Source organism: Candidatus Thiodiazotropha sp. AKAK2, from assembly GCF_058244685.1.
Genome location: NZ_JBSYOP010000033.1, coordinates 145290 through 168269 on the forward strand (window position 1 = coordinate 145290; position 22980 = coordinate 168269).

A 22980-nucleotide genomic window follows, 5' to 3' on the forward strand; every position below is an offset into this window, starting at 1 on the left:
AAGCTTAACCAGGCAGAGAGATCCCAGTTACTTTTTTGTAGAGTGACACTGCATAAGAATCGGTCATCCCTGAGACAAAGTCTGTCAATCGTAACAACCTTGTATAGTCATCCTGCACCGGTATGGCGTCATCACCAATAAACTGCTCAGGTATCAACCGAATCATCATCTGACTTCTGGGAGTGGCGTCGGTACCATGTTCAGCGACATCATCGATAATTGGAATGAACCGTTCAAGCAGTTCACTGATGACTTGAAAACCGGCGGTCTCTATCTCGATGACCTCCGGTGCAATATAGATCTTCTCCCCAGCAACCTGAATCAGACGATCCATCTCCTTGCGATGGGGAATAGAGCTCATCAAAGGATCATCGAATTCACCTTTGAGAATTGCCGGCTCATGATCCAGAAAACAGCTTAGAATCTCACTGATCGCCTTGCTGATCACCTTTGCCCGTAAAAACTCAACCTTTTCCTTGTCGCCTCCTATGCGTTTCAGTCGCAATGTTTGAATCGAAGAGTCAGCTAAAATGTCACTGTAAAGATCAAGCGCCTGCTGATAACTGAGATGCCCGAGACGGAACCCATCCTCGATATCGATGACCCGATAACATATGTCATCCGCAGCTTCCACCAAATAGGAGAGCGGGTGACGATGCCAGATAGACAACACAGGATCTCTTCTGATCAAGCCAACCGCCTTGGCTACGGTTTCGAAATTCTCCTGATCCTGCGCTGTGAACCCTGGTTTCTTGGCACTGACCCCATCGAAACGTCCTTTACCGATGCAGGACTCTCTAGGATATTTGGTGAATGCCGCCAGGGTCGCGCAGGTCAATTGCAACCCTCCCGGGTTATCACGGTTCTGCAATCTGGTAATCACTCGAAAACCCTGAGCGTTACCTTCAAAATTGAGAAAATCCTCCCGTTGACTGCCATTCAGCACCGCAACGCGCTGCCTGCCGTAGTCAGCGGTTTCCGCCCAATGACGAATTGCATCTTCGCCTGAATGTCCGAATGGCGGATTCCCGATGTCATGCGCCAGGCAGGCTGCAGCACAAATATCACCAAAATCCGATGCCTCGTATCCTTTCAGCTTGTGCCTGGCGATGATCTGTTCACCGACCAAGGTACCCAGGGAACGACCAACGCTTGATGACTCAAGACTATGGGTTAGACGGGTCCGGACATAATCGATTTTGGAGAGGGGGAAGATCTGGGTCTTGTCCTGCATACGCCTGAAGGCGGATGAGAAGACAATACGATCGAAATCCCTTTGAAAATCCGTGCGTGAAGTTGTACTGGTCGGTTGATCTTTCGACCCAAGACGCTGACGGGATAAGAGTTGTGACCAATTCATCGACATGGGTCGATTCAATCCTTAACTATAATGCTGATTTGATTGTTGTTTGGCTGTGAATGATAGCGACAGCTTGCGACATAATCACCCCAGTATATGGGATTTCCACTGAAATAACCTGTTTCTGCGATCAAGCTGAACAAACAGTCAGGCAATCTCAAGGTCTCAGACGAAACACAGATTTTGACTCCGGGCATTCCTATCCGAAATCCGAAAACAAATCACCATTTCCCATTTATTCAATTACTTACCGCATCATTAGCCAATCTTCCATTGGTTTCCCTGCCACCCTTGAGTGCAATAATGCCAGCCAGTCCGATCAGGAATGCACCAAATATAAACTGCAGACTCAGGGTTTCTCCCCAGAACAAATAACCATAGGCGGCACCAAACAGAACAGAGGTATAGGTAAATGGGCTTACTCTGGCTGCGGTTGCTATGGCATAACCACGCGTCAATAGCAGTTGGCCTAATGTGCCGAATAATCCCAGCAGGGCAAATAACCACCACTCCGTGGCGGTGGGTTGCTGCCAATTCCAGCCCATCGGTATCGAAGAGATCAATGTACTCAACAGTGCAAAGTAGAATACCACCCTGACAGAAGGCTCGGATTTGCCTAATCTACGCAGGCTGACTTTAGCCAATGAGGCAAAAATACCCCCCAGAAGTCCGATCAGAGCGATTTGATTGAACTCTCCACCTGGATTCAGAACCAGAATGACACCGACAAAGCCGATTGCAATCGCCAGCAGGACTGTGCGATACATGGGCTCACTCAGCCAATACCAGGCAATCAACGGCATGAATAGGGGTGACGTCATCTTCAGCAGCATGCCATCAGCCAGAGGCAGATTGGCCAGTGCATAGAAAAAACAGTACATGGCGGAAACGCCAGCGACAGATCGCAGCAGATGAAGGTGAAATACCTGGGTTTTCAAGCGAACAAAGCCACCACCCCAGACCAGAGGCAGTAGCAGAGCGACTCCAAAGAGGTTCCTCATGAACACAGCCATTTCGCTTGGCAAGCTCTGTGTCAGTTGCTTTACGACAGCTCCCATAGAGGCAAACATAAATTCAGAGAGCAGGATAAACAGCGCCCCTAACAGTATATTTTGCTTATAAATCATGAACTTAACTAAGACACAGTTTATTAACGGCTAGCCTGGCGGAGAATATTAAATTTGTTTAAATTCCTGTAAATGAGTACAAGTGGCATCGCTTCAATCGTATAGTGTGTGGCAGAATTGCCAATCTAACAGATTCCGAGAGGATAAGTTCACATGTTTGACCAAACTCGCAGCCCGTTTATCGTATTGCTACTGATTCTGCTCACCGGCTGTTCCAGTGTCTATTACGATACGATGGAGAGCGTCGGCTATCACAAACGGGATATACTGGTTGATCGGGTTGAAGCCGCTAAAGATGCCCAAAGTGATGCCCAGGAGCAATTCAAGTCAGCACTTGACCAGTTTGCCTCGGTTATCCGCCTTGAAGAGAGCGATTTAAAACGGGCCTATGACGATCTAAACCACGAATTTGAATCGAGTGAGAGTGCAGCTCAAGAGGTCACGGATCGAATTGACAAGGTCGAATCTGTTGCAGAGGATCTTTTTGAAGAGTGGCAGGAAGAGTTAGAACTCTACGAAAATCAAAAATTAAAAGCCGCCAGTAAACAACAACTGAGCAAAACCAAGAGCCGCTATCGGGGCATGCTCAAATCCATGCGTCAGGCTGAGCGGACCATGCAGCCCGTACTCAATAACTTCCGTGACAACGTACTCTATTTGAAACATAACCTGAATGCCCAGGCCATCGGTTCCCTACGAGGAGAGTTCGGTAATCTGAAAGCGGATATCACCAATCTGATCAATCGTATGAACCAATCGATAAAACGTTCTGACGAATTCATACGCGATATGCAGAGTGCAAACTAGGGCCTGTAAACACGAATCCAATCTGCTGCAACTGTTACAGCCCAGGCATTCTCTTGCAGCTCACACAACCTATCGATATTCCGCAATGAAAACACGCTTTTACTATTCCGACTAAGATGATGCAGTACTTTCGTGGCAACTCTATCCCACCCTATCATCCACTATACTATCTGCATCATCTGATTGCGGTTGTTTTTTTAGTTTCGATAGCCTTCTCTTCCCATCTTTTTTTCAACGGCTTGGGCGGACATGACCTAATTCTCATAACCGCCATAATTTGTGGCTATATGGCACTCAATATTGGGGCGAATGATGCCGGCAACAATATCGGTCCCTTGGTTGGCTCTGCAGTAATCACCCTTTCCGGCGCAATCGTGTTAGCGGCGATATTCGAATTTTTCGGAGCGTTTCTCGCAGGTAGTGAAGTTATCAGTACAATCAAGCATGGCATTGTAGAGCAGCAGCAACTCGGTGGCGCCAGAGAGATCGTACTGGTGATGATCAGTGCTCTGCTTGCCAGTGGCCTCTGGTTGAATATTGCAACCGCAACAGGAACCCCGGTATCCACTACCCATACCATTGTTGGCGGTGTTCTCGGTGCCGGCATTACAATTGGGGGTGCAGCAGTTGTTAACTGGCAAGCACTGGGTACAATCACTATCAGTTGGTTCCTCTCTCCCCTGTTGGGTAGCGTGATCGCTGCACTACTTCTCTATCTGATCAAGCGCAATATCACCTATCAGACGGAGATGTCTCGTGCTACTGAACGGCTGCTTCCTGTATTTGTAGGTTTAATGGCCTTCACGTTTACCACATATCTCCTTACCAAGGGGTTGAAAATTAGTTGGCGGACAGATTTAGCCACCGCACTGCTTTGTGGGTTGAGTGTTGGCACAGGTATTTTTTTAATTATCAAACCAATCATTAAACAACATGTAGCACTCTTACCCAATACAAAATCCGCTGTAAACCGTCTCTTCAACATTCCACTTCTTATCGCTGCAGGATTATTAAGCTTCGCCCATGGTTCCAATGATGTTGCCAACGCGATAGGCCCTGTCATTGCCATAAAAGAAGCATTGGTTTCCGACCAGAGTATTACTCATACGGCACTACCTACCTGGGTGCTATTGGTTGGAGCCATTGGAATTCCCCTGGGAATCGTGTTGTATGGAAAACGCATGATCAGAACCATTGGTAATGAAATTACTGAATTTGATCAAATCAGGGCATTCTGTGTTGTCACCTCAGTAACCATCACGGTTTTACTTGCCAGCCTCATGGGGATCCCCGTAAGTAGCACCCATACTACCGTTGGTGCTATTTTCGGAATCGGTTTTCTGCGAGAAAACCTGAAAAAAAGATACGCTGTATCCATGGAAATCCTAAGGCGCCAAACAACCAAACAAAATCGACAGAAGATTGACGAATTCATCCGTCAGTTTGATGAATCGTCATTTCACGAAAAGGGCAAGCTCCTGAAAAGGCTTAATGAAAGTGACATCACCTTAAAAATCACAGAGAAGGATAGAAAATCACTTAACAAACTCCATCGTAAAGAGCTGGTCAAGCGATCGGCATTTATACGCATCCTCATAGCATGGGTAATCACCCTTCCTGTTGCCGGCCTGCTTGCTTCTTTAATCTACACCCTATTGGCCTCAACCAATCTACTCAGCATCGGATAATCATCCCTATAACCAACTATTTTTATACGTAATTGACAGCTGGACTGATCGTCATGACTATTGCCAATATTTTTCCTCATGGCTGGCAAGGATTTCTACCAACCTTCTGTAGGAATTAAAGAAATTCCTAACGCAGTGGATTTCAATATCCCACCTTTCGTGCCATAATCTGATTGGAAGTCTGGTATTTACAGCACACCAATTTATAAACTGCGTTTATGCCTTTTCTGCTGCTATCAGCAGGACGTGGTTTGTTGGTCTCTGAAGGTTAGTTACCTGTTTAATGACTATTTCCTGCCCAAGCAATAAGACACAGTTTCAGTCAGTCTCTGCTCAATCGAATTCCACACATTCCCCACCCTCTCTACTCCTGTTATTCAGCACACTGCTTATAGTTTTCTGCAGTCAGGCGAGCAGCTCTGACTCCAGTGAAGAACAGGAGTTGCGTGATTTACTCTCCTTGCTGGATAGCCAAACAGAATTAGCCACCAAAAGCAGAATGAACACTGACTATATACCTGGATTGGCGAGCATTCTCTATGGCGACGAGCTTTTGGCTCGTGGTGCCAGAACCGTTTGGGAAGCTCTTGGACTGGTACCCGGTATAAGTTTAGGAATGGAATTCACTGGTGAGAAACAGATACTCAGCAGAGGGGTTGGACATGGGTATGCTTCGGGAAATGTAAAAATACTCGTCAATGGAGTATCGTTGAACTCCACCCTACTGGGAACAGCCAATCCAGCCCTCAATATACCGATTGAACAGATAGAGCGAATAGAGGTGATTCGTGGTGCTGGCGCATCCGTATACGGTGAGTACGCCTATGCCGGTGTTGTCAATATTATTACTAAACAAGTATCAACTGGGTTACATACTCACTATGAAGTTGATTCTCACTCTGGTTTAGGTGGTTATTGGTACTGGCATGACAGTAATAACAATTTGACTGCCTCAATCAATATCTCGGGGCTTGAAGGGGATGGTCATGAAGTGGCGGTTGAAGAAGATGCCTGGTACCACGCTGGTCAGGCAGAACTCTCAAACGCACCTGGACCAACAAACGAAGCCAAAAAATATCTGGGACTGTTTTTTGATTTAAAATGGCAGGGTTGGTTTGCCTCGGTAAAACTACTTAATGATGCCTATGGTGATCACTTTGGTATTAACCACTTCCTTCCTCCTGCAGATGACCGTCTGGCATCCAGACAGACATACAGCTCTTATCGTATCGGCAATCAACACAAACTGACAGATAAACTCCACACAGAAATCACCTTTGAGATTCTCGAACATGAACGGGACAGGGATCAACTCTATATCTATCCTGCAGGATTCATAACTCCCTACCCTATTTATCTTGATTCCCATTACAAAGAGAGAAAATATGAAATTACTACCGATATGTATTGGCGGCCTAACACTCAGCATGAAACACTTCTGACGGTTAAATCTACCGACACCTCGATAGAGGAAGCTGATTGGGAGTGGCCTGATCTCCCATTTGAGCTACCGCCGAACTGGATTGATACTGAGCGGGAAAGGCACATTTTCACTTTGATAGCACAGGATCAGTATCGTTACAGTGAAGCATTTACAGTAACGGCAACCTTACGCTATGACGACTACAGCGATCTAGACAACCCAACAAGCCCACGATTAGCCGGTGTCTGGCGAGTTTCTCCAGATAACATTATAAAACTTCAGTTTGCCAGAAGTTTCCGCCCCCCCACATTCTACGAGTTACAAAACCCGGGTAAAGGTAGACTTTCGCTAAGCGCCATCAACAGCACCGAAATAGCCTATATCATAAAACAAAATGACTGGCGCAGTAATTTTATCCTATTTCAATCCGACCTCATTGATCCAATACTGTTTGATGAACTCAACTTCGGTGGCTACATCAATGCTGAGAATGCTCGACTTAAAGGATTTGAGTTTGAGTATCAACAACGCTTCGGAAACAATTTAAAACTGGACGGCAATCTCTCCTATGTAGATGCCCACTTTAGAGAAAGCGGTGAAGACCTGCCAGGTGGAGCCGAGTGGCTGGCAAATATGGGAATAATCTGGAAACCTATAGAGAGCTGGTCTACCTCACTGCAAATATCCTATGTAGGTGAGCGCACTCGTGCGAATCTCGATACCCGCTCCAGCTTACCAGCCACCACACAATATGATCTAACCATAGGTCACTATGGATCCACACCTGGATTAAAGTTCCTTTTTGGCATTAAAAACCTGACTGATGAGACGATCCGATATCCCCAACAGCTGACAACCAACTTTGAAGGAGATGCATTTTTACCCTATCCGGATGACTACCATCGCCCTGGACGACGCTGGTGGCTATCCTTGAACTACGACATACAATAACAACGGGACTTTTAATACTGTTGTCTTACGCCCAGTTGCTTATGACAAATTGCCTATCAAGGCACAAGGAGAGAGATTTGATTATTCCACAGGTTCGAAGAGCAGCACCAGATGGCCTGTTTTCGTTTGCAACCTACCAGGATGAGAACGATATTGCAGTCAACCTGATAATTTGGACTGGGGTTAACGAACCCTGAACTACCCCATTGATTGCCTATCATGGAGATTAAAGCAATCCGCAGAAAAAAGAGTCACTCCCTCTGGAGAGGTTTTCTTTTACTTATACTGTTGCTTTCCCGGACTTGTTTTGCAGATATTCTCTGGTCTGAAGACAAGCAACGACTTAACGTCGCTATAAATCTTTTACCTGCATGCCTGGGGGCAGATCTAGCTCTGGCCAATAAACTGTCACCAAGCGGCAAACTGCGCATTCTGATTCTTCACGATAATCAGAAAAAAGTCGCTCTAGCGGTATCTGCAGGATTGCTGGCACTAAAAACAATTGCCGGCTTTCCTCTGGATGTCGAGATCATCTCTACCTCTGACATACAGAAACCGGTTCTTACTCCAATCACTGCACTCTTTGTGGCTACTCCCGGTATTAAATCTGAGATTTTCAATAATTGGGTTGAATATAAACAAACCACGGTATTCTCCCCCTTTTCCGGCGATGTTGAACGTGGCGCAGTAGCAGGCATTTATGTTACCGATCGAATCCTGCCTTATATCAATCTGACCCAGGCAAAAAAAGCCGGAGTGGTATACAAACCATTTTTTCTACGAATTGCAAAGCAATATGATGAATAGGAACAGGCAACACAAAGGACCTTCGATACTGGCTAAAAGTCATAGCCTAATACTGGTTTTTACAACCCTGGGTATTACTCTTGGTATATTAATCGGAACTTATTGGTATTTGACACTTGAACCCAGATTAGTAGCACATGCACAATCCCAAGCAAACACCTTGGCACAAGCTCAGGCAACACTTCTAAGCAAACCATTGAGTATCACAAATCAAGCTCTGCTTGAGTTGAAGTTGACGCGTGCTATGGACAGTATGTTACTGATCCGTGATCCATCAATCGAATCACCACTGATTCAAAGAATCGAAATTGAAATAGACTACACAATGGTCAATATACAACCAGACAGTTTCCCACTAAGCAGAGGAAAAGATGAGTGTTTAGACTGTTTTATTTCAGAAGTACCACTGTTTCATGAGTACTCCCGTTCACTGATCGGTATAGCACGGATATATACCGGACGTGATTTTATCGATAATTTAATTAGTAATGTCCAACAGAAGCTCTTATTCTCTAGCATAATCCTGATGCTGTTACTTACTCTTGCATGGGCCACAGCTGAATGGCTATTATCGAAGCTACGTCAAAGCCAGTCTAACTTACAGTTGATAATTGATGCTGTTGCCGATCCACTCTTTGTATACAGCACAGAAAGTGATCTACTTTTGAAAAACAAAGCAGCAGAATCACTAGCTATTTCAGAATTAAAGGTCAATGGAGACTATGATAAACCTGACTACTTACCACCCCGGGAAATGATATCCAGTGTGATTCAAAAAGGCCGATCGATAAAGTACATTCACACCGTTAAACGGTCACACGGCAAACCACAACGCATGGAACTGCAAGCCAGCCCACTTTCGATAGATGATACCATTGCTGTTGTCATCACTTACCGGGATATTACAGAACATCTCGAGATCGTGGACGAATTACAGATAAAGAAACAACAGCTTCAACAATTAGCTGAAAAGGACTCCCTGACACAATTACCCAATCGCTTTCTGTTCACCAAATTACTGAATCAGGCAATCTCACGAGCAGAACGTACCAATAGTTTATTGGCAATCCTGTTTCTCGACCTTGATCAATTCAAAGAGGTAAACGATAGCCTTGGACACGATGCGGGAGATGAACTGCTGATCACCACTGCCAATCGATTGCTCCATGCCATACGTTCTGGTGATGTGGTAGCCCGTCTGAGTGGTGATGAGTTTGTTATTTTACTGGAAAACACCAAGCGTACTGAAGATGCCACTTCTGTAGCCCGTCATATCATAAAAACCATCCGCCAACCGGTCACCCTGCAAGGCAAACGGTTACAGCCGGCTGTAAGTATCGGAATCAGTATATATCCTGAGGACGGCAAAAGCGGAGAGCGATTATTGCAGAATGCCGACACCGCAATGTACCGAGCGAAGCGTCAAGGTAGAAATACTTTCAGACTGTACAACTCCAGCATGACAGCATCTATTCAGGAACGTATCAATATCATCGGAGAACTTGAAACCGCTACCGAAGAGAATAATTTTGTTATGTTATACCAGCCACAGATTGACCTCTATTCGAAGAAGTTAATCGGTGTCGAGGCCCTGCTGCGCTGGAAAAGAACAGATGATGAACTGGTTTCACCTTATGATTTTCTTGAACTCGCGGAAGAGATGGGGCTAACACACCTGATCGGTCAATGGGTCTTATACAATGTCTGCATCCAGACAAAACAATGGCATACTGACAACCTGGCTCCTCCGAGAGTAGCCATCAACATCTCTGCGAGCGAACTCCTACATGATGATTTTCTGGCCAATGTGGAGAATGTCCTGCTCACAACCGGTTGTGCTGGTGAGTGGCTGGCCATGGAAGTGACTGAAAATCTCTTTATACAACGATTAGATGATGCAGCACATCGTCTACAGAAACTGAAAGAGATGGGAATTTCGATCGTTATCGATGATTTTGGTATTGGTTATTCCTCTTTGGCACGATTAAAAAAGCTACCGATCGATCTACTCAAGCTCGATAAAGTGTTTTTGGAGAATCTCAATAAAGATAGTGGTAATCTTGCAATCGTTCAGACTGTTATTGATATGGGGCAGCGGCTAGGAATCGAAGTTCTTGCGGAGGGGGTAGAGACAGCAGAGCAAGAAACTCTTTTAATCCTGTCAGACTATCGAATTGCCCAGGGATACCGCTACGGCAAACCCATATCCGCCGAGCATTTCCGCGATAAGCTGCTGCACTCATGATCTGCTTTCATTGCAGTGATGAATAGGTCAGATGAATTAATAGGCGGCAGCCCAAATTAGGACAGCTTCAGAATAACCACAATTTAAAGCTCGACTGACAGCGGCTATCAGTTCGCTATTAACTCTCAGCAACCGATGGTTTGGCATCCTGGATAGTCGGCAGGTCATCAGGAGGTGGCATACGTTTCACAAGATCATCAGGGACTTCACCTCGACCCGCTTGATATATGGATCCTGACTCAAGCACAAAACAGATCATCACAGTCAGCAGGGTCGGTACCACCGCAACCCGAGAGATCGCCACCATCATGATATCCCCTTTGGAGCTTCCGGATGTAGCCATCATGGCCATGCCGAGTATAACTGCACTGATCGTATAACCAACCATCAGTATCCGGGTGCGGTTGGCTGACAATCGCCAGTGTGCGGCCACAAACCAGGGATCCTGCTGCCGAGTCTGCCCGGCTTTGAACCAAATGAAGCTGATCACCAGCAGTGATAGCGCCAGAGGTATCAAAAACCCCATTAACCCCACATCGAGTACGATTGAAGCCGGTGCGGCAATCAGATGACAGCCCACTAAGTTCAACATCGATAGCTCATGAGGGGTTTTGGCAGGTTTGCGAATCGCTTCATCTACATCAAATTGCATGGTCTTAATCTCTACGGGTCCAACATAATCGAATGCTGAACGGATCATTATTGGTTTTAACTATTTGAATAATATAGTAATCCTGTGTTTTTTGGCTTAAATTCAATGCCTGATCACCATCACAGGATACCTAATAAATATGACACAGATCCCACCGCACTATCCTTGATATTACGCAACGGAGAGAAAGCCTCTCGACCTGGTTCAATTTAAAGATATTAGGTTAATTGCTGAAAATTATCTTTTGATGTATCGATAGATACTATTCCTACCGTCCTGGCTACATTAATTAAGCATCTCAGGAGCCACGAAGAGAGGACATTAGATTTCTCCAGATGAGGAATAAGCAACCCAGAGTGGTGCCATTTCAGTACAGAAATTAAAGCACCGCCATTTGGGTTTGAGACTATTTTAAAATCAACAACAGAATCAGCCCCAGGTGCCAAGAGAGAGCCCCCATTCATTCTGTATTGCTGAATGGAGAACTGACCCTGCCGGGTCGATTGGAATCGTGTTAACAGACCATTGTTAATGGTTTTCAACCCAAACTGACATCTTTTTTTAATTTTCGGTTGATCTGGGAGAAATTTCCCTTACACTATCGCGCTCTTGTCTTCGGAGCGGTAGTTCAGTTGGTTAGAATACCGGCCTGTCACGCCGGGGGTCGCGGGTTCGAGTCCCGTCCGCTCCGCCACTATCCCGCAGCCTCTTCCAGTCGTCAGCAATACCTATCCCAATAATCGCCTTTATCGCCCGACACTCATTTTGTAGAAATGGATCCTCTCTACTAACAAGTGAGCGAAGTGGTGGCTTACACCTGTACGAAAACCAGGCAATGATCGGCCGAGATTATGGCAGATTGCCGCATACATCGAGTCAAATTCCCTATTGGCATCTACCCTCAAGCAACACCTTCACAAAGCCTGCGTATATATAGAATCCCTAGTAGGCATTTACTTCCTTATTCTTTAGGATAGTTCGTTTGTTACCCATTTCGATCAGATTCTAAATCTGTCGCAGGCTCGAATATTTGTTGTAAGACCCTGCTCCTGTGAACTTCTTCATCATATTTTTTGATACAAACCACAGTATTGCGGGTGAGAACTACCTAACCTTCATTCCAATCACATAATCATCCTCGATCTGTCATCATGACATTAGGGACCAACACAGCAATATGGATGCGTTAAAAAAGATTTCACCCAATAATATCCTCTGCCTTCTTCTCTCTCTGTTGTTGAGTGGTTGTATAGAAGAGAATACCGCCCCTGAAGCAGAAAATGATAGTGCTACCCTGACACAGGGGGATAGCATTCTCATCAAAGTGTTGGACAACGATAGCGATGCCAACAGTGATCCCCTGGAGGTTACCAATCTCTCCTCACCGGAGAGAGGCAGGGTTACGCTTCAGGCTGATGGCTCGGTACTCTACCAGCATGATGGAAGCGAAACAGCCGAGGACCAATTTACCTATACCGCCTTTGACGGCGCTGTAGACTCTGCACCAGCAACAGTTGCTCTGACCATACAAAGCAGTGAAGCCAGTCCAGAGGAGAACGCAGAGGACACACCATCCCCAACCGCTGTCAATCAACGCCCCCTCGCCGTGAATGACCAGTTTCAAGTTGATTCGGGAGCGCAGATCCCGCTGAACCTGCTTCAGAATGATCAGGATCCTGATGGGGATCCACTGCAAATCACCCACCTGACCAATCCACAATATGGCTCCCTGCAACTCTCAGTCGATGGCACCATTGTGACCTATCGTCACAATGGCTCGGATGCTGAGCAAGATCAATTCAGTTACATTGTTTCAGATGGCAGTATCCAGTCCCAACCTGCTCAAGTTACCATCCGAATTAGCCCCTCAAACCAAGCCCCACAATTCACCCAGTCAGGCCAGAGTCGTTCGATCGCCATCGATGAACTCTATACATTGGTTTTTCAGGCTATGGATCCGGATGGTGACGACTTGACCTATCATGTGACGGGTCTCCCCTACTGGCTGATCTATACAACAGAGACAAGAACCATCTCAGGGTCCCCTTCCTGGGAGGAGCTGGGTAATCGATATCAGATCGTCATAACGGCTTCTGACGGCCTCAACGTCACTGAAAACCAGTTCATTCTGAACATAGAGCAGACACAATCCGTGACTGATGAAATGGCGCATCGCTTATTACTGCAGACTACCTTCGGCCCGATACAGAGTGAGATAGGGCGGGTAAAAAGCCTTGGCATCAGTGGTTGGATCGACCATCAACTGAATATGAACTCCGCCTATAGCAGCCCAACGGACGGTTGGAAAACCCACCTGGAACGGACCCAAGAGATTGCGTTGCAAGCTGAACCCGGCGTTGATTGGTATGAGAGCAATCAGATTTTCAATCAACAGCCTCACAGCAGCTCGGTCAAGGATTATCAGATGGCCGCCTGGTGGGAGAGCGCCTTGGGTGCTACAGCGCCAAACCGTCAACAAATCGGCACGGACCAACTAAGACAACGCATCGCTTATGCTTTAAGCCAGCTACTTGTTGTTTCCACCAGCAGCCCAACGATGATGAGTCGAGGTGAATCCCTGGCTGTCTATTATGATCTTCTGGCAAAACACGCTTTTGGTAATTATCGACAGCTGCTGAAAGAGATTTCCACCAACCCCGCGATGGGAGTCTATCTGTCCCACCAGGGCAATCGCAAAGCCGATCCGGATACGGGTTCACGCCCCGATGAAAACTTTGCAAGGGAGATCATTCAACTCTTTACCATTGGACTGTATGAGCTGAATCTGGACGGTTCACCAAACAGGGATGGCAATCATACAACCTATCCTGATCAGGGCAGCCATACCGTTGCCACTTACACACAGACCGATATTGAAGAACTGGCAAAGGTAATGACGGGATGGGATCTCGCTGATAACAATAATTTCGGTCAGCTCCGCTCCAGCAGTGGCAACTATACCGTACCGATGGTTTTCAATCCCTCGATGCACGAGGATGAGGCAGCGGAAGGTGGCGATGGCAGGATCACCCTGATGGGACAAACCCTGTCGCTCAATTCCGGTTCGGATCAAAGCGGTCTGGACAGTGCCCTGGACAGATTATTTGCCCATCCCAACATTGCCCCGTACGTGAGTAAACACCTGATCCAGAGATTGGTAACCTCCAATCCCTCGGCAAACTATGTGGCTCGTGTTGCCCGCATCTTCAACGATAACGGGCAGGGTTTAAAAGGAGACCTGAAGGCGGTCATACGTGGAATCCTGCTCGATCCGGAGGCACGCGATGAGAGTTATCAGTCAAATCCAGCCTATGGCAAAGCCAAAGAACCTCTATTGGCGATAACCCAGTTACTCCGCGCCGCTCATGTCACACCACTGAATGGCTGGTCGAGCAAGCAAAATGTTGCCATGAATCATGTCTATTGGTACCGGGAGCCTGAAAACCAGATCAACCAGGCTGCGATGCGTGCACCATCCGTCTTCAACTTTTACAGCCCCGGCCATGTACCGAGTGATCCCTACTTCACCAGCCATCAACTGGTTGGCCCGGAGTTTCAAATCCAGACTTCACAAATGCTTGTGGATTACAACAATCTCGTGGTTTTCCTGATATCAAATCTTGAAAAAAACAGGATCATTAAAAATAGTGGAAAATCTCTCAGTGAGTTTGCCAACTTGCGTAAATACTACAGCCTCTCACTGTTAACCAGCTTCGACACTGAACTCCGGCTGTTCGAACAAGCACTTGAGAATGACTCAAATGGTGATTTTTCAAACCTCAAAGATGACATTACGGACAATAATGGTGATACGCCAAAATCCAGAGGGATCAATGCGCTGATAGACCATTTGGATCTGCAACTGCTTGGCAGTCAGATGAGCGACGAATACCGTGATGCCCTAAAACACTACCTGATGACCAGCAACTATACCAATTCAGGTAATAATTTCGAAAGAGCCAGGCGAATCGTTCAGGAAGCTTTCATTTTCATCACCACCTCCAGCGCCTACATGATTCAAAAATAGGCACCCAGTAAGGAAGCATATTAATATGGCAATGCATCGTCGTGAATTTTTGAAATCACTGGCCAGTCTTGGTTGTATCAGCAGTATGGGTAGCCTGGCACTCCCCAGGCAGGCCATCGCCGCAGCACCGAATTTCAATGACTACAAAGCCTTGGTCTGTATCTTTCTGTATGGTGGCAATGATGCTTTCAATATGCTGATTCCCACCTCAACAGATGCTAACAAAGGATATGATCCGTATGCTGAGGTTCGGGGAAGCCTGGCAGTCAACAATTCTGATCTCGGTATTGCCCAGGTAACCACCAATAGTGGCAATCTGAATCACGGGGTGCTTGGGGCAGGACAACAGAATCCTTATAATCAGAATCTCAATCAGAGCACGGCCTATACTCGGGGCATCTACCCCTTGAGTGGCAAAGGTATTGACCTGGGTGTCAATGGCGTCATGCCGGAACTGGCTCAGTTGATCATCGACAACAGAACCTCAATTTTGGCAAACAGCGGCACCCTTGTCAGACCTGTCACCCGCGATGAAATTATTGATGATAGTGCAGAGCTCCCTGTCTATCTTTTCGCCCACAATCATCAGCAGCGCATTCTGCAAACCGGTCAGGCGAATAATCTGAATGATATCGGCTGGGCGGGAAAGATTGCCGATGAATGGCACAACATCAATCAGAACAGCCCTCTGGGCCTGAACATCTCCTACGCCGGAAATGATCGCATGTTAATTGGTAACAGCTCATCCCCTCTGGTTCTTAATCCAGGTAATGTTCCAAAAATCAACCACTTGAGTGAAGACAGCAACACCAACACCGATCGCCGGGCACTTTTTAATGCCCTGGCAGGTATCGAAGGCTCCACAACAAGACTTCAATTCGGAGCTGACAGGACGGATAGCGTAACAGACCCTTTCAGAACGCTCTATAACAACAAGGAGCTCGACGCTGTCGCAACCTTTGATCAATTGAAGCAGAGCTGGGACAGCTTGGATATCAACTATGCAACGACTGGCTCCTATGGTGAAGCTCTATTCGATATTCCTACCGCGGTACAACTTGGCTTTAGCCAGTCAATTCGTGGCAATCTGATCCGCCAACTGGAAGCGGTGGCCAAAATGATTCATCTTGGCGCATCAGGAAATTTGGGTGCTGAGTTCAATCGACAGATCTTTTTTGTTGAACTCGGTGGATTTGATACGCATGCCACCCAGGTATCACAACACCCTCTGCTTCTCAGGGAGTTGAGCCTTGGCTTATGGAAATTCCAGAAAGCGATGGAGGAACTCGGCTATGCTGATAGTGTCACCAGTTTCACCATGTCCGACTTTGGGCGCACGTTGAGTTTCAACGGCGATGGAACTGACCATGCCTGGGGGTCACATCAGCTGATTATGGGTGGATATGGCCGCGGTGATTCCGGAACACTCCATGGTGGACAGATGATCGGCGAATTACCAGAGATGTTATTGTCAGGCAATGATGACTACAGTAACAAAGGACGGATGATCCCTACCCTCTCCCAGGATCAGGTCAACGCACCACTCACACAATGGTTTGGTGTCGATCAGAGCCAGATTCCTGATCTGTTTCCTAACATCAGGAACTTCCAAACCGGGGCTGGTATCGAAACTGCCTTTGCACCAATCTTTGTGTAGAAAATGCAGGCTCATCAGCCATGCTTACTGCCCCTGACAGAAGACTTTGCATCAGGCCGAATCTGTTAGGGCTTGTTAACACTAACCAATACGTCCTGCTGGGACTTTTACAGTCCGAGGGGATTATCTGGATCGACACCATCCATAAATGGCTGATTTCGTAACCGATGAGTGACCTGGTAAACCAGACCTATCCAGTTGCCGATTACCGCTTCTGCCGTGTCATGCCAGGTATTATCCAGCCTCTCGATAACCAGTGACTCGGGAAACTCAGGTATCGCATTTCCCAGTTTTTTTGCCAGATCGATCCTCTCGTGATACTCATCGAAGATGGCCTGACTTCTCAGACTAAAGTAGTTTTCAGGGAACGGAGGATAGTCACTACGAACACCTGAAATATAGAGATTGACCTCACGCTTATACTCTTTGAGTAAACTGATTGTGTCATATTCGGGATGTCCCTGAAAATAGACCACACGAAACCCATCCCCACTGACCGCCAGGTGTACCCCAGCTTCTTCACTCTCAACCAGCACCTTTAATCCCGCCTGATCAAATTGCTCTCTTGATATTTGGTTATAGCGTGAATGTGGTACATCGAATCGGGTATTGACGTCATTCACCAGAGGGTGCGATGCATCCTTGACCCGATGACTGAAAACACCCCAAAGCTTGTCGCCCATATGGGTGCGTTGCTTACCATGATGGGACTGCACCACAGCATGGGTCGCAAGACAGGAACATAGCACCGAGGTTACGTTCTCGTGGGCCCAGTCGACAACCTCGGTCAACGGTTTCCAGAAATCCTCTTGAGCCAGGTCCGGATGGGTAACATTGGCACCGGTAATGATCAAGGCATCCAGCCCACCCTTTTTGATCTGTTCAAAGGATTCATAGAATGCATCGATATGCGCTTTTGCTTTTTCACCACGGGGTAGCACATCCAGGGTAAAGGGATGAATAAAGAATTGGGCAATCGGATTCGCCTCACCAACCAGACGAAAAAACTGCCTCTCTGTGGCTTCAATCGCCGCATCGGGCATCATGTTCAACAGACCGATATGCAACTCCCTGATATGCTGATGAGTCGCCCTGTCAGGCGAGAGAACGTTCTGACCCTCCTCTCGCAGACGATCAAAAGTCGGTAATTTTGTATGTGCTACCAATGGCATTTCAGGACTCCCGCTCGATTACTTGTTCCAGAAGCGTGAGAAAATCGGCTTCGCTTTTAACTTGTGCAAGCTCATGGGTGGTTACTGTGTACCCATATTGTGCTGCAATCGATTCATAGCGTGGTATTCTGGCTCTGAACAGTTTTGGGAATACCCACCGGGTAAAGTCATTCGGTTCGATAAGGGAAACATAGTCCACATCTTTGCTTTCCATGTACTCAGTCAACTGCTGATCAAGAAAAGCCTCTCTGTAGTAGAGTGGCTTCGGATGGGATACTGATCGAGCGATCAATGACTGCTCATCCTCCTCACTGGCTCTTATATAGAGTATGAGTGAATGATCATCAATAAACTCTAACAGTCCCGGTTCATCCAGCTCGCAAAGACTGCCACCCACATCGTTTATGAAGTGGTTATAGCCATAAATCAGTTTTGCCTTACGCATAAATGCAGGCACATCATACATGGCAGCAATCTCTGCTTGTCTGTGCAGGTTCTGTCGCCGTTTGAATTCGGTCAAAGACAACCCACCAAGTTCAGGATCACCCAACATACCAAGAAAGGTAGAGACCGGATTCAGATTATGAAACGTGACATTGCTGCGGATAAAGATCGAATCTGAGTGGAGTAGGTCTCTAAGCAAAGGCACACTCATCGCCTGCTCTTTGATGGTATCCAGAATGGCCTCACCAAGATAGCGGGTACCGATTCGATAGTCTCCGGAGTAGTGAAACCAATCATTGCGCCGCAGTAGATTTGAAAGCCGTGTCTTCCCCACACCAGACATGCCCATCAGGGTGACACATTTTCTATCCCAATTACGGAATTGTTCCGGGCTCAATCTCACTGCCAATTTCTCCTATCGCAAGAGGCACACATTCTACGGAGAAGCCAGGTTGGATGAAAGTCATACAGTCAAAATTAAAGTAATGATAATCATTATCAACCGTTTCTCAATTATTTTGTCTGTTGGGTCTTATCTGAACATGCTCCGCTTAGAGATTTGCTGAAGAAAGTCATCCAGAATCATCCGCACCGCCAAACACCAAAACAAGCTATTTTCATAGACTTTTCATAATGTTAATAGGTATTTATAGATTGCCGCAATAACCCAGGGGTGGCTCGCACCCGGTTTTGACAATTGCCCCTGTTACGATAGGCTCTTCTGACTGGCAAAAAGGATTCAGAACTTAGATGGATGCGTCGTTACGCGGCCGATTCAGTCTGTGAAATCAAAATAAGCTGGCATTGATCTGAATGGCTTCAGGCCGAGTTCGTTACGATCACCCTTCAGTACCCCTGGCCGGCTCATCCTGAGTTGAGCTATACCCATAGTCCATCACACTTCGACCGCCTCAGAGCTTTCTCTGAATTAAGCCGGTATCCGGTGTAATATTTACATGAGACATCTCTGTCAACCAACTGTTTTTTCAGAATATCAGCATATATCAAGACAGCTCCAAGATGGCAGTCCGGAACTGGCCATTGTAAGCATCATCGGTTGTTATCTCTTCAGTGATGCAGATTGCTTCTGGTAGTGGAGTTACATCACCCTCTCTCCTTTAACAAGCGCAGGATCCTTGTTATTGAGCCAGGCCGAGTTCAAAGTGAGCGCTGAAACTTGAAGACATGATTAGATGGCCACGCTAGGGGAACTATTCCATTTCCACTCGACCGGCTAAACAGAGTTGATGCATAAGCCGGATCTCTATCACTGATCAAAGTCGCGTTAAATTGTAAAATAAGTTAACATTTCGGGAAGTTAATTCACTATCATTGTGAGGCACTTTAGTTCTATCTATCAGACCCAAAGATCATACCAGTCGGCAACAATGGAGAAAGGAGCACCAATTTCAACGGCTGTTGAGTTTCTGAATGAAATTCAGTAAATAATCAAGCATTGAGACTGTTAGCCGTTATTGAAACAGACAGGGACAAGCAAGCACAGAATCCACCTATAGACTGCAAACACCGATCACTATGCCCCATGTACTTATCATTGATGACCAATCAATAACCCGTATGATTCTTCAAGAATTGGTCGGTTCAATTGATGCTGATGTCTCGTCTACCTGTTTCGCTGATCCCACTGAAGCGCTGGATTGGGCCAAAACCCATGAAATAGACCTCGTGATCACCGATTACAAAATGCCTCAGATGGATGGTATAAAGTTTATTAAGTGGTTAAGGCGCATACCGGGTTGCAGCGACGTACCCGTTATGATTGTAACCTGCGTGGAGGACCAGTCGGTTCGCTACTCTGCCCTAGAATCCGGCGCCAACGACTTCATCACCAAACCCATCGATCATACTGAGTGCAAAGCCCGCTGCAACAACATGTTGACCATGAGTCATCAGCGGAAAATGATCAAAGATCGAGCGCTTCTACTGGAACAGGAGATACGCAAAACCACCCAGGAGCTTCACGACCGGGAACAAGAAACCCTGATGCGTCTGGCAAAGGCTGGCGAATACCGGGATGAAGATACCGGTAATCATATTTTAAGAATCTCCAGGTACTCTCTGCTTATCGCCAAAAAACTCGGATTATCTCAAGAACGCTGCGATTTGATTGCGCAGTCGGCTCCTATGCATGATATAGGCAAAATTGGTATACCCGACGCTATCCTGCTCAAACCCGGTAAATTGACCGCGGAAGAGTTCAAAATCATGCAACGACACACGCTACTTGGATACGAAATACTCAAAGACAGCTTATCGAAGTATATTCAAACTGGAGCGATCATTGCTCTGAACCATCATGAAAAGTACGACGGAAAGGGCTACCCAAATAATTTGAACGGTGATGAAATACCTCTGGAAGCCAGAATTGTGGCAGTTGCTGATGTTTTTGATGCCTTGGTCTCAGATAGACCCTATAAAAAAAGCTGGTCAATAGAAAAGGCCATTGACTATATTAGCCAAGAGAGAGGATCCCATTTTGATCCAGACTGCGCAGATGCATTTCTCAGTGAAATGCAGGAAGTGGAGGCCATCCACTATGCCCTGCGTGGAAACCTCGAAGGAATGCATTCTTGAACGAGCAAACAGTCACGACACGGAGACCTGAGACCGCCTCACATGAAAGTGATCAGGTCTATTACAGCCTGAGCTCATTTGTCAGCTTTGTCGCATTTGTTGGCTTGACTTTGACCTATCTGTGGTCCACATCGACGCTGGTTAGCCTCACTACGCTGGTATTGGCCTGTCAATTCCTGCTGCTCCGTTTTATAGAGCACTATAAATGTCTCTATTCCTCCAGCCCAATCAAACGCAATTTATCAATTACGCTCGATCAGCTTTTTCTTGGGCTGATCACCTTTGCTGGCGGTTCAGCGCTGCTCCTGTTACCTCTCAGCAGTGTTTTGATTTTTGCATCACGCTTTTTTGGCAGACCCTACCTTTGGGTAGGAATTGGAACAGCGTTTACTATGCTGTCCACTACACTGCATCTCGCACTGCAATTGGAGTTGCTACAAGCATTACTACTAAGTGTCCTTGCGCTAATACCCCCTGCCCTTGTCTCCATACGCAGATATGGCGCTTCGAAAGAGGACAAACAGGACCAAAAAGAGCTGCCCACATTACCTCAACTGCAAGAGGAGCCCGCGGAACAGACTGAATCAACTGCAGAACTACAGCAATTTACCGGACAGCCTGTGAAACGCAATATTCAACGTATATTGATATTGTCCCGTAACAAAAGCAGCATAACCCTGCTCTCCCGCCAACTATTCGATTGGGGACATGAAACGACAACCTGCAGTAACAGCCTGCAGGCATTCAAACACATGCTCTCTCGCAGTCAGGGAGAGGTTTTCACCCCCTACTCTTTTCTCATAGTTGATGGAGAAAATCTGGATATTGAGCCACTCTCATTGGCTCGCTTGATCAAGAATGAACCACTACTTGATGATGTTCGACTGATCTGTATTCAAACATCTTTTTACAATGAGAAGTATGCGCACAGATTGTTGCGTGCAGGCTACCATACCCTACTCGAATCCCCATGGACCAAAGAGCAACTTTTCAGCATCATCAGTTACGACAACAAGACGTACACCTCCTGTGATAATGTTGTAAGTTTGGTTAAACACCGTACCACCAAACAGGCTTACACCCGCCAAAAAGAGATTTTACTGGCAGATTCACCTTCACATGAGCGGGATTCGTTAAGCCACGCCTTGACTCAGGCGGGGTATAACATTCATTTGGTTGATAATGGTGACCAGGCTCTGGATGCACTTGAAGAACACTTTTTTGATTTAGCCATCATCAATCTTCAACTACCCATCATGAGCGGCACTCAGGTAGTCAAGCTTCATCGATTTACCACCCCTTACAAACAATGGGTTCCGTTTATCTTTATGGAAGATGAAGAGAATCCAGAAACGCTCAATCTCTGTCATAGTATCGGGGTTGATATCTGTCTGTTTAAACCGATCACACCACAAGAGGTACTCCTCTCAATTCTTGCCGCACTCGATAAGGGTGATCTGCAGAATTTGACCTATGTCTCACGTAAAACAGATCCGATACAGTTTAAGAACAATAAAATTCAGGATGCCATGCTGCTTGATCACATGACTCTGTTGAGATTGGAGAAACTGGACAGCGGCATCTCATTCATCAATGAACTGTTCAAGATATTTGAATCCGAAGGCCGCTCTATTTTGCGTGAGATGGAGCGTGCTGTAGCCCAGCGTCAGCTCGGTAAATTTCTTGATCAGGCGCAAATACTCCTGGATAGTGCTGGTCAACTGGGGGCCATACTACTCTACGAGCTCAGTCAACAGGCCTCAAAACTCTCTGCCCGAGAATTTGAATACAAAGGATCAGATCTGCTGAGTGAATTGCAACAGACGTTCAATTTAACCTTGCATGCTTATACTCACTATCTATCTCAAAGAGCATCAGCCATTCAATCGGAACCAAACAGCAACCCCTCCAAATAGCAGTTCATCATCAGACTGCTGCAAGCCTAGACGAGCCATCTACTGATGCGTGGATAGTAGTTGACAGGTTCCGGGGAATACGAATCAAGGGGGACTAGGGCCTGCTAGG

Annotated in this window: 14 protein-coding genes and 1 tRNA gene; 10 read left to right on the forward strand and 5 right to left on the reverse strand. The window is 46.5% G+C overall.

Features of this window, described 5'->3' with window-relative positions; translation table 11 throughout:
* Window positions 1–4: 4 nt before the first annotated feature.
* Together AC4IE8_RS15955 and AC4IE8_RS15960 are read right to left on the reverse strand one after the other, a co-directional pair.
* Window positions 5–1366, reverse strand: coding sequence for a deoxyguanosinetriphosphate triphosphohydrolase (locus tag AC4IE8_RS15955; protein WP_490791453.1), 1362 nt, complete (start codon window positions 1364–1366; stop codon window positions 5–7).
* Window positions 1367–1599: 233 nt separating this feature from the next.
* Window positions 1600–2487 carry a DMT family transporter gene (locus AC4IE8_RS15960; protein WP_068995604.1) on the reverse strand — a complete coding sequence of 296 codons (888 nt, stop codon included), beginning with the start codon at window positions 2485–2487 and terminating at the stop codon, window positions 1600–1602.
* A gap of 153 nt (window positions 2488–2640) precedes the next feature.
* Between AC4IE8_RS15960 and AC4IE8_RS15965 the strand changes: the two genes are divergently transcribed.
* The 5 genes from AC4IE8_RS15965 (at window position 2641) to AC4IE8_RS15985 (ending at window position 10408) form a co-directional block, all read left to right on the forward strand.
* The gene (locus tag AC4IE8_RS15965) at window positions 2641–3294 is read left to right on the forward strand and encodes a DUF2959 domain-containing protein (RefSeq protein WP_490791454.1); all 654 of its coding nucleotides are present in this window, start codon (window positions 2641–2643) and stop codon (window positions 3292–3294) included.
* Between the two features lie 116 nt (window positions 3295–3410).
* The gene (locus tag AC4IE8_RS15970) at window positions 3411–4982 is read left to right on the forward strand and encodes an inorganic phosphate transporter (protein ID WP_083226300.1); all 1572 of its coding nucleotides are present in this window, start codon (window positions 3411–3413) and stop codon (window positions 4980–4982) included.
* A 442-nt stretch (window positions 4983–5424) separates the two neighbouring features.
* Complete coding sequence (locus AC4IE8_RS15975) at window positions 5425–7356, forward strand: TonB-dependent receptor (protein ID WP_490791455.1); 1932 nt, start codon at window positions 5425–5427, stop codon at window positions 7354–7356.
* 219 nt (window positions 7357–7575) lie between these two features.
* Window positions 7576–8163 carry a hypothetical protein gene (locus tag AC4IE8_RS15980; protein ID WP_068995602.1) on the forward strand — a complete coding sequence of 196 codons (588 nt, stop codon included), beginning with the start codon at window positions 7576–7578 and terminating at the stop codon, window positions 8161–8163.
* Window positions 8153–10408: an EAL domain-containing protein gene (locus tag AC4IE8_RS15985; RefSeq protein ID WP_083226298.1), complete on the forward strand. Its 2256-nt coding sequence runs from the start codon at window positions 8153–8155 to the stop codon at window positions 10406–10408. The genes AC4IE8_RS15980 and AC4IE8_RS15985 overlap by 11 nt, the downstream gene beginning before the upstream one ends.
* Window positions 10409–10526: 118 nt before the next feature.
* Here AC4IE8_RS15985 and AC4IE8_RS15990 read toward each other — a convergent pair whose 3' ends face one another.
* Window positions 10527–11060: a hypothetical protein gene (locus tag AC4IE8_RS15990; protein WP_068995600.1), complete on the reverse strand. Its 534-nt coding sequence runs from the start codon at window positions 11058–11060 to the stop codon at window positions 10527–10529.
* A gap of 617 nt (window positions 11061–11677) precedes the next feature.
* On the opposite strand from AC4IE8_RS15990, the gene AC4IE8_RS15995 reads away from it, so the two are divergent.
* From AC4IE8_RS15995 to AC4IE8_RS16005, 3 genes are all read left to right on the forward strand, one after another.
* Window positions 11678–11754: transfer RNA gene (locus AC4IE8_RS15995), tRNA-Asp, on the forward strand.
* 483 nt (window positions 11755–12237) lie between these two features.
* Window positions 12238–15087, forward strand: coding sequence for a DUF1800 family protein (locus tag AC4IE8_RS16000; protein ID WP_068995599.1), 2850 nt, complete (start codon window positions 12238–12240; stop codon window positions 15085–15087).
* 25 nt (window positions 15088–15112) lie between these two features.
* Entirely contained in the window at window positions 15113–16744 is a 1632-nt protein-coding gene (locus AC4IE8_RS16005; RefSeq protein ID WP_490791456.1) for a DUF1501 domain-containing protein, read from the forward strand.
* A 107-nt stretch (window positions 16745–16851) separates the two neighbouring features.
* Here the strand turns inward: AC4IE8_RS16005 and metA are convergent, their stop codons facing one another.
* Entirely contained in the window at window positions 16852–17916 is a 1065-nt protein-coding gene (gene metA / locus AC4IE8_RS16010; protein WP_490791457.1) for a homoserine O-succinyltransferase MetA, read from the reverse strand.
* Window position 17917: 1 nt separating this feature from the next.
* On the reverse strand, window positions 17918–18763 hold the full coding sequence (locus AC4IE8_RS16015) for an ATPase (RefSeq protein ID WP_068995597.1): 846 nt from the start codon (window positions 18761–18763) through the stop codon (window positions 17918–17920).
* Window positions 18764–19896: 1133 nt separating this feature from the next.
* Between AC4IE8_RS16015 and AC4IE8_RS16020 the strand changes: the two genes are divergently transcribed.
* Together AC4IE8_RS16020 and AC4IE8_RS16025 are read left to right on the forward strand one after the other, a co-directional pair.
* Complete coding sequence (locus tag AC4IE8_RS16020; protein ID WP_068995596.1) at window positions 19897–20955, forward strand: HD domain-containing phosphohydrolase; 1059 nt, start codon at window positions 19897–19899, stop codon at window positions 20953–20955.
* A complete protein-coding gene (locus tag AC4IE8_RS16025; RefSeq protein WP_068995595.1) occupies window positions 20952–22871 on the forward strand; it encodes a response regulator in 1920 nt (639 codons plus the stop codon). The genes AC4IE8_RS16020 and AC4IE8_RS16025 overlap by 4 nt, the downstream gene beginning before the upstream one ends.
* The last annotated feature ends 109 nt before the right edge of the window (window positions 22872–22980 follow it).